At 27.3% G+C, this 14,084-nt stretch carries 9 protein-coding genes; 5 read left to right on the top strand and 4 right to left on the bottom strand.

What is annotated here, in order from left to right; all coding sequences use genetic code 11:
• Positions 1 to 90 precede the first annotated feature (90 nt).
• Entirely contained in the window at positions 91 to 699 is a 609-nt protein-coding gene (locus tag GOM42_RS05695; protein ID WP_003463642.1) for a DUF3267 domain-containing protein, read from the bottom strand.
• A gap of 582 nt (positions 700 to 1,281) precedes the next feature.
• On the opposite strand from GOM42_RS05695, the gene GOM42_RS05690 reads away from it, so the two are divergent.
• Complete coding sequence (locus GOM42_RS05690) at positions 1,282 to 1,770, top strand: GNAT family N-acetyltransferase (RefSeq protein ID WP_004457193.1); 489 nt, start codon at positions 1,282 to 1,284, stop codon at positions 1,768 to 1,770.
• A gap of 649 nt (positions 1,771 to 2,419) precedes the next feature.
• Here GOM42_RS05690 and hcp read toward each other — a convergent pair.
• Positions 2,420 to 4,075 (bottom strand): hydroxylamine reductase, encoded by a 1,656-nt coding sequence (gene hcp / locus GOM42_RS05685; RefSeq protein ID WP_004457143.1) that lies wholly within the window; start codon positions 4,073 to 4,075, stop codon positions 2,420 to 2,422.
• 748 nt (positions 4,076 to 4,823) lie between these two features.
• Here hcp and GOM42_RS05680 point away from each other — a divergent pair.
• The 4 genes from GOM42_RS05680 (at position 4,824) to feoB (ending at position 7,834) form a co-directional block, all read left to right on the top strand.
• Positions 4,824 to 5,090, top strand: a complete 267-nt coding sequence (locus GOM42_RS05680; protein ID WP_004457350.1) for a FeoC-like transcriptional regulator — start codon at positions 4,824 to 4,826, stop codon at positions 5,088 to 5,090.
• A gap of 49 nt (positions 5,091 to 5,139) precedes the next feature.
• Positions 5,140 to 5,358, top strand: a complete 219-nt coding sequence (locus tag GOM42_RS05675) for a ferrous iron transport protein A (protein WP_003463636.1) — start codon at positions 5,140 to 5,142, stop codon at positions 5,356 to 5,358.
• A 30-nt stretch (positions 5,359 to 5,388) separates the two neighbouring features.
• Positions 5,389 to 5,610, top strand: coding sequence for a ferrous iron transport protein A (locus tag GOM42_RS05670; RefSeq protein ID WP_003456171.1), 222 nt, complete (start codon positions 5,389 to 5,391; stop codon positions 5,608 to 5,610).
• A 214-nt stretch (positions 5,611 to 5,824) separates the two neighbouring features.
• Positions 5,825 to 7,834 carry a ferrous iron transport protein B gene (feoB, locus tag GOM42_RS05665; protein ID WP_110077403.1) on the top strand — a complete coding sequence of 670 codons (2,010 nt, stop codon included), beginning with the start codon at positions 5,825 to 5,827 and terminating at the stop codon, positions 7,832 to 7,834.
• A 259-nt stretch (positions 7,835 to 8,093) separates the two neighbouring features.
• On the opposite strand, the gene GOM42_RS05660 is transcribed toward feoB, so the two are convergent.
• Positions 8,094 to 8,330 carry a hypothetical protein gene (locus GOM42_RS05660; protein WP_003451889.1) on the bottom strand — a complete coding sequence of 79 codons (237 nt, stop codon included), beginning with the start codon at positions 8,328 to 8,330 and terminating at the stop codon, positions 8,094 to 8,096.
• A gap of 589 nt (positions 8,331 to 8,919) precedes the next feature.
• Complete coding sequence (locus GOM42_RS15680; protein ID WP_110077402.1) at positions 8,920 to 13,632, bottom strand: S8 family serine peptidase; 4,713 nt, start codon at positions 13,630 to 13,632, stop codon at positions 8,920 to 8,922.
• Between the last annotated feature and the right edge of the window lie 452 nt (positions 13,633 to 14,084).

Genomic DNA, 14,084 nt, shown 5'->3' with positions numbered 1-14,084 from the left:
AAATAATAAAAAGCAAGTAAAATTACTTGCTTTTTATATTAAATTTTTTCTTAATTATATATGCCTAAACTTATTATATATACATTTAATTTATTTTTCTTTAAAAAACCAATAAGAATTTAACCCAGAAATTTGAACCATAGCATCTTTAGGAACTTGTTTTATGGTATTATAAATATTCATAAAATCTCCAGATCCTATGGTTAAACTTATAAAACCAAAAGTAAATAAAATTCCTGATATAAAACTCATATCACTAGGTATAAAAATCCATATTATAAGTGGTAAAAACCCAAATACTATGTTTGGAAAAATACTTAAAAATATAAATCTTTTCTTTGTTATGGCTGTATTAGATGTAACTAAAGCCAACCTTTGCTTAATAGAATACCACATTTCAACCTCTGCATCTTTTGGAAAAAATATAGCATGCAAATATTCATGTGGTAATATACTAAAAGGTATTAAGATAATTCCAAAAATATTTAGTACATCACTCACTCCAAAAAATCCATTAGTTTTTATTCTAAGAAAAATAACTATAAGCAAAAATATTACAACGGGTATTAAAAATCTTCTAGTTTCTTTAGCTAGCTCCTCAGCTGATTCCGGTTCTTCAAACCTTACAGCGTTTTCAGGCAATTCATCTATTGGAAGATCCTCTACACCGTTAAACTTCCCTTTCCAAATTAACTTCAAAAATTTAGCCACTAATATAATAAAATCTTTAAATAAGATTGTAATTTAATTAAAATTCACTACAACTTATCCTAGTATGTCTTAAAATACATTAAATATAAAGTATTCTAAATACTTACTTTATAATACTAGTGACATTCACCTCCCCATTTGTTTTAAATTATAGATAAAATTCAAATATAATACCAAATAACAACTCACTATACTTCTCATTAATAACTTTTTAATGAAATTCTAGGCACATAAATATAAACCTTATATAGAAATATAAGGTTTATGAAATAACTTTCCCCTATTCCCTTATTATACCATAAAACCTCCATTTTTCGTCATGGTAAATCACACCAATTGAAAATTATTTAATTTAATCCATATATTAATATATCCTTATATAAAATCATATATATAAATATATAATTTAAAACTCATACTTATTAAGGGTTCTCATTTTAAAATCTCCTTCTATATTTAAGAGAACCCTACTTTTTACTTAATTTATTTTACTTAATGTATAGGTTTATAATTTTGAAAGGAGGATTTTGATAAAGTTTATATTTAAATATAAACTTTACATATTTAATTATGAGTATTAAAATTTATGAAATTGAAAGCTTTAAAGATTTAAATCTATTTTGGAATATGTTCCATGATTATATAAACTATATTTTTGAAACAAGTCCACTCTCTAAAGAAACCTTTGAATATTTTTTATCTAAAGAATATAAAGATTCTGTTTTAGAACTTTCTGAAAGAGATTTTAACCCTCTAAAAATAATATTTTTTAAGGAGAAAGATAAAATAATAGGTTTTGCAACTTACATTATATACATTGATGAAAGTGGGAAATCTATAATATTAGAGTATTGTATAAACAAAGAATTTAGAAATAAAGGCTTAGGTAAAATTGCATATAGTAAACTTCAAGAAAAAATGATAAAAGAAGGTGCTAAAACTATAGAACTTACCCCTACTAACAAAAGAAATGAACTTTTTTGGAAATACAATGGCTTTTCTAACACTAGAATCTTTTTGCAAGATGGTAGAACCTTATTAATAAAAAAACTAAGGTAATAATAATCCTTTTTAAATTTTAAAATTATTTTATGTAAATTGTATAGAAATCTAAAACTATGTCTATAATCCTTAATGAAGATATAAAAGTTATATATTATAAAGATTAAACCTAAATAGTTTATATTTTTATTAATAGACAATTTTCAAAATAGTGTTGATTTTATATAGACATGTAAAATAACACAACTAAAAATATAGTTAATTAAATGTGTAGCTATGTTAATGCTCTCCTCTAATTCTTTTTTGCTAATTAGCTACGCATTTATTTTACAAGCTCAATTATGGATTTAATCCATTTTACATAATTACATAAAGTTTATGATAGAATAAACTATTTAAATAATAAGAAACCAAAGAACTTTATATTTAAGTAATCTTATTTATCCAGTACCTAAGAATTGCTTAAAAGAAATTAACCAAAGTATAAACATAATAAACTAAAGACTCCTATAATAATATTACCCTAAAATCTCCTTTAAACTAATCTAAATCTTAATCAAAATAAAAAGTATAAACCTATAGACTTAGGTCTTGCTTTTTAAAATCACTCTTAATAAGAGAAAGAATTAACTTTCTCTTATTTTTTAATGTTATAATTTAAATAAAACTCATTTCTTCCTTTTTGATATGACTTCTTAATATTTTATTATAAATTTTGTCTTAAACAACTTTTAAGATCTTCATCTGGAGTGCTTATTGGTTTAAGGTCAAAATTATCAACTAAATATTGAAGTACATTTGGTGATAAAAAAGCTGGTAATGATGGTCCTAAATATATTCCTCTTATTCCAAGAGCTAATAGTGCTAATAAATCAGCCACGGCTTTTTGTTCATACCATGAAAGTATTATGCTAAGAGGCAATGAATTTACATTGGTATCAAAAGCATCAGCTAAGCTTGTTGCTATTTTAACTGCTGAATACAAATCATTACATTGTCCTATGTCTAATAATCTTGGTAACCCTGCAACCTCTCCAAACTCTAATTTATTAAATCTATATTTTCCACAAGCCAAAGTTAAAATTATACAATCCTTAGGTACTAATTTTGCAAAGTCTGTATAATAATTTCTTCCAGGTCTTGCTCCATCACATCCTCCTATTACAAAGAAATGTTTTATATTTCCATCATTAACTGCAGAGACTATTTTTTCTGCATTACTTAAAGTCGTTTTGTGTCCAAAACCAACTAAAATTTCTTTATATTCTTCATCCTCATCATAACCACCAAGTTCAAGAGCCTTGTTTATAATCTCTGAAAAATCTTTATATCCATCTTCATCAGCTTTTATATGTTTTATTCCTTCCCAACCAACTACACTGGTACTATATATTCTATCCTTGTAGCTTTCCCTAGGTTGCATTAAACAATTTGTTGTCATTAAAATACATCCTGGAATGTCATCAAACTCCTTCTGTTGGTTTTGCCATGCAGATCCAAAATTCCCAACTAAATGCTTATATTTTTTTAATCCATCATAACCATGAGCTGGTAACATCTCACCATGTGTATATATATTTATTCCTTTTCCTTCACTTTGCTCTAAAAGCATTTCTAAATCTCTCAAATCATGTCCTGATACTATTATAAAAGGTCCTTTTTTTAAAGTTATATTTACCTTATGAGGAGTCGGATTCTTATATTTACTTGTATTAGCATCATCTAATAACTTCATTACTGCAATAGCTATATTTCCAGTTTTCATAGTTAATTCTATTAAATCTTCTGAACTTAGTTTATTATTAGTAGTGGCTTCTAAGGCTTTAAAATAAAAATTATCTACTTCCTTATCTATAAAGTTAATAAACCTAGCTTGATGTCCATATGCTGCTATTCCCTTCAATCCATATAAAATTGTTGATCTTAAAGATCTTATATCTTGATCTAAGCTATCATCATACATTATTCCAGCTTTAATAGCATCTTTTAACATCTCATCTTTACTATCACTTAAATTATATATAGCGTGCTCTGGATATTCTCCTTTTGGAGCAATCTTTCTAAGTTTTTCTTTTATTTTTTGAGATTTTTTCAGAAGATTGATATGAACTTCTGGATCAAAGTTTACATTGGTTAAGGTTGTAAATAGCCCATTTTCTACAAACTTTACCACCTCTTGATCAATATTTCCTCCTTTATCAAGGATTTCTTTTGCATAACATGATATTCCCTTCAATTGGTAAATTAATAAATCCTGAAGATTTGCTATTTCTGGCGTCTTACCACACACCCCTCTTTTAGTACATCCCTTTCCTCCAACTGTTTGCTCACATTGATAACAAAACATTAATGAATTTTCCAACTTAATTCCTCCTTTAAACTTTATTTATTATAATTAACATAAAATCAAATTGTTAGATTTAAAATTAAATCCTTCTATAAAGATTATTGCTTAATATAATTAAATCTATAAATTATAAATATTATTTGTTATTATGCGAAATAATGTTAAACTTAATTCAAAATTTTAAATATAATAGTATATTTAAAATTATTCACCAAAACCTAGAAATTACATATAAATAATCATATAGGTTTATACATAAACACCTCCTTACTTTTGTACAGTATGGTTTTACCTAAAAACTTTTTTACTATCCACATCTCCTTTATTTAAATTCCATACAAATTTACTTACACAGCAAATTCACTTTAATAAAATTATGTATAAACCTTATATTGCTATTTTAGTAACCTCATTTCAAAACTTATTTTTAAATTAATTTATTTTACTATTATGTGAGAATATATTTCTCACTTTTTTTATTTTCACTTCAAATAAAATTTATTTAAATAGTTTCACTCATAAACTAATATCTTTTATTTTATATCATACCTAAATAACTTAATTTCCTACTTATTTTATTCCTTTAAAATAAAAATCTAAGTTAATACCAGTATTTACTAGGATATCTATTTCTAAAGGAGTTATTTTACTCTAATAGAAATATTCTATAGCAAAACTCAATTGAAAACAATTATCAAATTCCTTATAATAGCAATTGAGATTAATTATCATTTGTTTCTTAGATATGTAAAGAGGTGATATAATGTTAAAAGCTATCTTAAAAATAATGAAAATTTCAAATGAATTCTCATCCTCTACTATTGCTAAAGAGCTTAATATAAGTGAAACAATGGTTGAGATTTACAAAGAACAACTAGAACAAAAGGGATATATAAAGAAAATCTCTTTATCTGGCTGCTCTCAAGACCAATGCTCATCATGTGGATGTGGTTGTGGGAGTTCTAAAAGTTTAAATTCTATTTCAGGCTGGGAAATAACTGAAAAAGGGTTACTAGTTTTACAAAAATAATTTTAATTAGATAAAATTAAGTTTTTTATAATTAGGAGGGATATGCAAAATGGATACTTTAGAAAAAAAACAAGTAGGTGAAAAACTTATTGTTAAAGGAATTCAAAAAGACAGTATTGTAAAAAGAAGATTATTAGATATGGGAATTACCCCTGGCGTTACTTTAGAAATCACAGGTAAGGCTCCTCTTGGTGATCCTATTGAAGTTATTGTAAGAGGATATAAGTTAACTCTAAGAAAAAACGAGGCTAAAAGCATTTTAGTTTAGTACTTAATATCTTAAAAGGAGGAACTTTTTATGATACCTATGTCTTTGACTAAAGAAGGCAGTTCTATTCAGATAGAAAGAATGCTTATTAATGATTCCCTAGGAAAAAGACTTATGGAAATAGGAATTTCAAAGGGAAATATTATAGATGTAATTAAAAATGATACTACAGGACTAATAATTAGTATAAGCGGATCACGTCTTGCTTTAGATAAAACTTTAGCAAATAAAATCTTTGTTAAAGAAATCTAAGCTATATATTTTTGTTTTTAATTGATAATGAATATTATTATATTTTAAATGGTGTATTGAGATATTTTATGTATTAATAAGAAACATACTTTAATATAATAATTTATTTTTTAATTAATATATAAATGGTTTATCTAAAAGACTAAATAAAAATCTTTTAGAGTTGGTATTGGGTATTTTACTAAATTTAAAACTTTATTAAGGGGGAAAATTAATGTTAACTATTGCGTTAGCTGGTAATCCTAACTGTGGTAAGACAAGCCTTTTTAACTTGCTTACTAAATCAAGACAACATATAGGAAACTGGCCCGGTGTTACTGTGGAAAAAAAAGAAGGTACTTTAAAGTTTAAAGGTGAAAGCTACAAGGTAATTGATTTACCAGGAACTTATAGCTTAGGAGCATACTCAGAAGATGAGATTGTTGCTAGAAATTACATATTAAAGGATAAACCTGATGTGGTTATAAACGTTGTGGATGCAACTAATTTAGAAAGAAATCTTTATCTTACTACTCAGCTTATAGAAATGGGAGCAAATGTGGTTATTGCTCTTAATATGATTGACCAAGCTGAGGCTTTAAATATAGAAATTGATACAAATAAACTTTCTAAAAGATTAGGTGTTCCTATTATAAAAACATCAGCTTTAAAAAATAGAGGAATAGAAGAATTAATAGAAACTTCTATACATTCAAAAAAGAATGAAAAACTTATTAATATAAATTATGGTGAAGATATTGAAAATGAAATAAAAAACCTTTCTTCTTTACTAGAAACATATAAAAACAAATTGGAGTTCCCTGTTAATTGGACAGCTTTAAAACTTTTAGAAAATGATGAATATATAAAAGATAAAGTAAAACAATTAAATTCTCCAAGTATATTTACTAAGCTTGAAGAAAGTAATAAGACCATAGAAAAAAATATAGGCTTTGAAGCTGATATGTCTATTGTTGATAAAAGATATTCTTTTATATCATCAATTACTGAAGATGTAATAAAGAAACCTAGTGAAAAGCAAGTAACAACTACTGAAAAAATAGATAAAATAGTTACAAACAAATATTTAGGAATCCCTATTTTCGCACTTATTATGTACTGTTTATATGAATTAACCTTTATTATTGGTGCTGGAATTCAAGAATGGTTTGGAGATCTTATAGCTAAAGCAGGTGTAATTGTATCTGAATGGTTTTCTAATATGGGTGCTCCCGAATTACTAGTAGGATTTATAAATGATGGACTATTTGGTGGTGTAGGTGCTGTTCTTTCTTTCTTACCATTAATTATGGTTATGTACTTCTTATTAGGACTTTTAGAAGACAGTGGGTACATGGCAAGAGCTGCTTACGTTATGGATAGACTTATGAGGGGTTTGGGATTACATGGAAAAACCTTCGTCTCTATGATAGTTTCCGTTGGATGTAATGTTCCTGGAATAATGTCTACTAGAACCTTAGAAAACAAAAAGGATAGAATGATAGCTATACTTATTAATCCATTTATATCCTGTGGTGCTAGAATGCCTATATATGCTGTATTTGTTGAAGCATTCTTCCCTACTCATCAAGGTTTAGTCTTTTTTAGTTTATATGTGCTAGGTATTATAGTTGCCTTAATAAGCGGAAAAATATTTAGCAAAACTTTATTTAAAGGTGAATCTTCATATTTTGTAATGGAGCTTCCTGCTTATAGAATGCCATCTATAAAGAATGTATTCTTATTAATGTGGGAAAAAGCAGGTGCTTTCTTCAAGAAAGCTGGAATGATTATATTCCCAATGATGATAGTTCTTTGGGCTTTATCTGTATTACCACTAGGAGTTGAACCAAATAGTGAACACTCTATTTTAGGTATGATTGGTAGCTTTGTTGCTCCATTATTTGTACTAGCTGGATATGGAACATGGCAAGCTGGTGTATCATTAATAACTGGTATATTAGCTAAAGAATCAGTAGTTGCAACAATGGGTATGGTTTATGCTGGAGTTGAAGAAGGGGAAGCCTTAATAAATGTAATTCAACAGGTATTTACTCCACTTTCAGCAATTTCATTCTTAGTTATGACTCTTTTATATACTCCTTGCTTAGCAGCCTTAGGGGCAATAAAAAGGGAAACTAATTCTATGAAATGGACTATATTCTCTGCTGTATATACATTTGTAATTGCCTTAGTTTTATCAACACTTGTATATCAAGTTGGATTATTGCTAGGTTTTCAATAAATTAAATATGCCTTCTAATTATAATTATTTATTTTAGTTATAATTATTATAAGAACCAAGAGATCTCCTTCCAATAGTCTCTTGGTTCTTTCAATTTAAAATATTATATACAAACTTAGAAAATATTATTTTTTAACCCCCTCTATTTGCTTATATGCTACTAACTTTATATGAAATTAACTAAATAAAAAATCAAAAAGATTAAGAGATTTAAAAATAATTCTCTTAATCTTTTTAATTTATATATAAATATAAAATTTTACTCATCTACTGGAATTAAAATTGCATTTTGAATACATTTTGCACCTTCAGGTGTTAAATTTTGATCTCTTAAATAATATTTTTTGTCATCAACTATTAAATGATAAAAATCTATTACTTTACAGTCCCTATCATTTTTCATTAAGTATCTAACAACAGCTCTCATAAAATCGACTCTACTTAAAAAATGTTCATTAAAAGTTATTTTTATTTTTTCATTGCCTTTGTGTAACATATTACAACACCCCTTTTAATAATCATAAATTCCTTATAAAATGAATCATATTAGTATGTAAAGTCCTAAAAACACATAAATTTTCATTAAAGCTATATCTTATGAAAAGAGAATTAGATCACTGTTAATTAAAAAGCAAAATTCAAAATCCAGGACTCTATAAACGTTTATAAGTTTTAAAATAATCCATTTTAGGTTTATATTCTAAAATTTTTAAACCTTATTTTGTAGTAATACCTCTTTCTCTTTACACTTTTATTATACTACTTCACCCTATTAATGTAAACATTTTCTATTGAATAAATATGGTATTTTTTCCTTATTTAAAAAGCATCATTTTTATAAAAAATATATACTTAAAATTGCAAAAAGAAATTTATTATTACACTAAAATAAAGTCTAAAGTTATTAATATAATCGATTTTTTATAAGATAATCATCTTTATTAGTAAGAAAATAAAGAGCCTTCCTAAGTATAAACAAATTTCTTTGTTTACCCTATAAGAAAACTCTTTATCTACTTTATATTTTTAAATAATCCCCTTAAAATATCATAAATTATTAATTTATTTTAAATACTTTCTATTAACTATTCTTCCTTGTTTTTATTTTTTCTTTTTAAGAAAACAGCTCCAACTGAAGCCATTATAGCTCCTAATAAAGATAGCATAGATCCTCCAAGAACTTGTCCTGTTGTTGGCAATGTTCCTTCTTTCTTAAGAAGTTTTTCATCTTTAACTGAGTTCTCTTCATTACTTTTATTTTCTTCACTAACTTTATTCTCTTCTCTAAGCTTATTAGCATTTAATTCCTCCTTTGAATCAGTTTTAGCTTCAGGCTTTTGTACTATTTCCTCATCAATAGGTTCATTATATTTCTTATTGTTATTTGGATCATCCTTTTCTGAATTTTTTAAGGAACTTCTGTCTATAGCAAAGTTAATAACTTTTTCTGATGGGTTTCCTGCTTTATCTAAAGCTTCAACCTTTAAGATATACTTACCATCTTCATCTATTCTTGATTTTCCGTCATATTCTTTTCCATTTAAAGTATATTTTAAAGTTGCATCCTTATCATCAATCTCAATTATTGGAGTAACAGGTTCATTATAAACTTTACCCTCTTCAACTCCAGTTACAAATATATTAGCAGGTGTTCTATCTATAGAAAACTTAACTTCTTTATTTGATACATTTCCAGCTTTATCTGTTGCTTGTACATTTAAAACATAGTCACCATCTTCTTTTATACTAGATTTACCATCATATTCTTTTCCGTTTAAAGTATATTTAAAAGTAGCTTCTTCATTACTAGCTATTTCAGGAATAATTTCTTCATTATATACTTTTCCCTCTTCAATATTATTAACAGAAATATTTGCTGGTGTTTTATCTATAGTAAAGTTAGTTTTTACTTCTGTTTTATTTCCAGCTTTATCTTTAGCCCTTACAATTAGCTCATAGTTTCCATCCTCTGAAATAGGAGTTTTTCCATCATAATCTTTTCCATTTAATAAGTAACTAATTTCTGCATCTTCATTAGAAACTACCTTTGGAGTTACATCACTATTGTATATTCCTTGATCTGATACCCCTCCAATTGTCACTTCTGGAGCATTTTTATCAACCTTAACAGTAAGCTTTCTAAGAGTTTCATGACCTAATACATCAACGGCCTTTAATACTATAACATCTCCATCTTTTACAGGAACTTCATATGAAAACTCTCTTCTTGTACTATCATTTCCTGGCTTAGCTCTCTCTTCAACTTCTAATTGAATAGTGTCATTTTTATAGAATTTATATCCCCATGTGTTATCCTCAACAGTACCTTTTATATTTATTTTATCTTCATTAGTTATAACTATACCATCTGATTCTACCTTTGGAGATGATAAGTTTATTATAGGAGCTTTAGTATCACATAATATATTACTAGCATAATTATATAACACATTTCCATTTTCATCTTTCGCATAAATATTAACTTTATTCATACCTTCTTTTAAAGAAACTTTATGTATAAAAGTTCCATCTTCATTTACCTTAACATCTTCATTATTTAACTTAAATTCTTTTACTGGACCTAAAACTACTCCCTTTACTAGATATTCTAAAGAATTATCAACACTTAAAGTAGCAGTTCCAAAGTTACCTTCAAATTTTATTAATGGATCTGAAGATTCAACCTTTATATTCTTAGATACTTCACCTAAGTTAAATGCTGTATCATTCATAGCTATCTTAACTTCGTTTAAAGCATTATTTTTTAACTTTATGTCACAACTATAAGTGCCATTATTTTCACTTATATTAGCTCTTACGCTTTTACCATTTACATATACTGTAGCTATATCTGGTATAATAGAAACATTGTCCTTAGCAGTCCATTCTAATTTATAATCTACTTCATTATCATCCTTATTACCTAATACTTTGTCTCCTGAAGTTATTTCAATATTAGGTTCAGTAAGGTCAACTTGTACTGGAACAACTACCTCTTGATCTTTAGCATTATCATAATCAACTTTTGATTTTATATTTAAATAATATTGTCCTTCTGGTACAACTTCCTTTTCTCCTGTACTTTGGTTATATAGCTTTCCATCCCAAGTTAAGTTCTCAAATAAGTTTGGAGCTTTTCCACTTCCACTTGGTTCACTATATTCCTCTTTTCTTATATAGTCTTCATGTCCTATAACGCCTAAGGATTTTTTATCTTTATCTAATAACTCTAATTCAGTTACCTTAGCATTTCTTAAATAATATAAATATGGAGCTATGATATCACCATTTCCATTTCCATCTGGAGATATTGCTATTTTACTAGGATCTACTTTAAGGTTTCCCTTTTCATCCTTTGCTCCTAAACCTAGCTTGTACCCAATTGCTCCATTTAAATTTGTTAATACTTCTGATGGAACTATGAACTTTTGATTTTTACTATCCCAATTCATAGCTTCTATTATTTGATCTTTTCCCCAGTCTCCATAATATCCTATGAAAGGAACTGATAATGATGGAACATCTTTTCCTGTAAGTTTAATAAATCCTTCAACAAATCTATCCTCTGAAACGGCTTTAGGTATTGTTAATTTCACTTTTAAAGTTTCTGTACCCTTAGCTGGAACAATAACTTTATTTTTATCAAACTTAAGATTTGCCCCCTCAATTCTTACATCATGAGACATAGTCTTTAAAGTATCACTAGTTTCTGTTAAAACTCCACCTAAATTTTCAACATCATACTCAGCCTCTTTATCTCCATAATTTTTTAATGTTAATGTAAATTCTTTCTCATTTCCTATTTGCTTTAATGCTACAGTAGAATTATTATTTTCATCTAATACTACAACCTTATTTTTAAGAGCTTCTTCTATTTGCATAAGACCAGCTCCTTGTCTTCTAGGTGAATAAGGTATCTTAGGATTATTTTTATCCATCTCTATCTTAGAAGTACTTATTGCTGTATTTTTTGCTAATTCTACTAAATCTCTTCCCTTAAGATTTGGATTTTCCTTTTTAAGCCCTTCAACTATTAATGTTTCTCCTCCAGCAACATGTGGCGCTGCCATTGATGTACCAGTCTTAATACCATATTTATTATCATTTATAGTTGAATATATATTTCCACCTGGTGCAGATATTTGTGGTTTAAAGTCTAAGCTTGGAGTAGGTCCCCATGATGATGATTCAACAAAATCACCAGCATCACTACTTGCAACTAATATTTTATTGTTTGTAAACTTTATTTTTAAACTTTTATTAATAGCATTTTTAAATTTTTCCCCGTCTGAGTTTTTAACAAATACTGATGGAATTTTAACCTTTGGATCTGTTGCCATATTTATAAATGACTCATCACCATCTCCATTGTATATTATTACCCCTTCAGCACCAGCTACCTGTGCATTTAAATTTTTATCTATAAAAGTAATTTCCCCTCTTTTTATTAAGGCAACTTTTCCCTTTAAATCTTTTCCTTTAAAATCTTGTACCTTTCCAAGTCCACAATCTACTAAATCAAAGTCTTTATCTAAATTAAGACTATTTTCTTCTCCTGATAACATAAATGGTATATTAACTGCTTCACCATTATCTTCAAAGCTTATTGTTGGTAATAACATCTTACTATTATGATAGTTTGCTACTGTAAGTGCATCCTTTGCAGTTCCAGGAGCTCCTACTAAACCAGTATCCTTTATATCTGGAACCTTGTATGGAGCCGTTGAATATTGTGAATTTCCAGCAGCCACAACAACGACTACCCCAGCATCCACAGCCTTTTTAACGGCTATTTGTTCTGGATCATCTTCTTTTTGGAATCCAGCAGAAGATCCTAAACTCATATTTATTATGTCTGCTCCTTGATTAACAGACTCTTCAATGGCAGCTACTATATCATCCTCAGCTGCCCCTTGTCTATTAGGATTATTTGAAAAAACTTTCATAGCTAGTAATTGTGCTTCTGGTGCTACTCCTTTTATTGCCTCATTTTTAGCAACCTCTTCATCACTTCCATTGGCAGCAACTATTCCTGCTACATGCATTCCATGCATATTTACTTTTGGATGTGTATCTATAATATTTTCATTTTCATCAGCAAAATTATATCCATATGGAATTTTTTCTGTAAAATATTTTCCTGGTCCATCTTTTAAATTTTCTTTTTTAAGCTTAGCTTTTGATGAATCTGTTATTTTCATATCTTTATGATTTGGATCTATTCCTGAATCTATAATAGAAACAACCATTCCTTCACCTTTTAAGCCTAACTCTTTCCAAGTTTCTACTGCCTGTGTTAAATCTTTAGCAGAATTCATAGCTGGATAATAAGTCTTTACAACTTTTACGCTTTTTACACCATCGATTTTCTTTAATTCCTCTATATCTTTTACTTTTGTATCGATACTGAATCCATTTATTAAGGTTCCAAAGCTTTTATTTATCTTTTCTCCTGTAATTTCTTCTGCTTCATCCTTAGCATCTTTTTGTTCTTCTTTTACTTCTTGAATTTTTGCTTCAGATGGTTTTTTCTCACCTTCAGCCTTAGCTTCCTCTATAGCTGCTGGCTTTTCAAGTTCAACTATAACTCTTACTACTTCATTTGGATTTTGATACTTAAAATAAAGTTCATCCCTAGCAATATTCTCTAAATTTCTTACTGTATGGCTTGTCCCATTTTGAATTTCCTCTGCCATTACATTAGTTCCTACACTACTAGGCATTATAAGAGCCAATACCACCAAACCATTGAGCGTTGAGGATAAAAACCTCTTCATCTGTTTTTTCTGTTCCTTCATTAAATTTGTCCCCCTTTTTATTATGTTATTTATAAAAATTTTTATAATAAATACTTAGTTGCCCCTACCAAATATTTATATTATAAAAAAATTTTAAGCTTTATATAGAAACTAATGAATTTTAATTATTACATTAATTCCTTAATCTTTTAATTTCTCTTAACACTTTATTTATATTTTAATAGATTATACATTATTAGTTAATTTTTCGAAAGTGTTCTTTTTATTAACTTTTTGTAAATAAATTCTATTAAATCCCTTTAAAAGGCAGTATTACTTTGATTCCCCCACCTACTTATATATTAATTTTTTTAAAAAATATCAATTTTGCTGTTTCATAAATTATAATTAACATTATTAATAGTTTATTAATAAATCATTGATAACGTTAATTATAGTAATAAAAATAAACTCATTAGGTATAATATTTCATTACACCTAATGAGCTTATT

The sequence above is a fragment of the Clostridium sp. 16K-1-R1 genome (assembly GCF_023921145.1).
Classification (GTDB): domain Bacteria; phylum Bacillota; class Clostridia; order Clostridiales; family Clostridiaceae; genus Sarcina; species Sarcina perfringens.
Note: the sequence above shows the minus strand (reverse complement) of the source record. Positions and strands in the feature narration are given on the sequence as shown.

What these genes read in the sequence shown, in the direction of transcription:
- GOM42_RS05670 (WP_003456171.1), top strand. Translation starts at nt 5,389, where the DNA reads ATGATACCTATGTCTTTGACTAAAGAAGGCAGTTCTATTCAGATAGAA.
- GOM42_RS05675 (WP_003463636.1), top strand. Translation starts at nt 5,140, where the DNA reads ATGGATACTTTAGAAAAAAAACAAGTAGGTGAAAAACTTATTGTTAAA.
- GOM42_RS05690 (WP_004457193.1), top strand. Translation starts at nt 1,282, where the DNA reads ATGAGTATTAAAATTTATGAAATTGAAAGCTTTAAAGATTTAAATCTA.
- feoB (WP_110077403.1), top strand. Translation starts at nt 5,825, where the DNA reads ATGTTAACTATTGCGTTAGCTGGTAATCCTAACTGTGGTAAGACAAGC.
- GOM42_RS05660 (WP_003451889.1), bottom strand. Translation starts at nt 8,330, where the DNA reads ATGTTACACAAAGGCAATGAAAAAATAAAAATAACTTTTAATGAACAT.
- GOM42_RS05680 (WP_004457350.1), top strand. Translation starts at nt 4,824, where the DNA reads ATGTTAAAAGCTATCTTAAAAATAATGAAAATTTCAAATGAATTCTCA.
- GOM42_RS15680 (WP_110077402.1), bottom strand. Translation starts at nt 13,632, where the DNA reads ATGAAGGAACAGAAAAAACAGATGAAGAGGTTTTTATCCTCAACGCTC.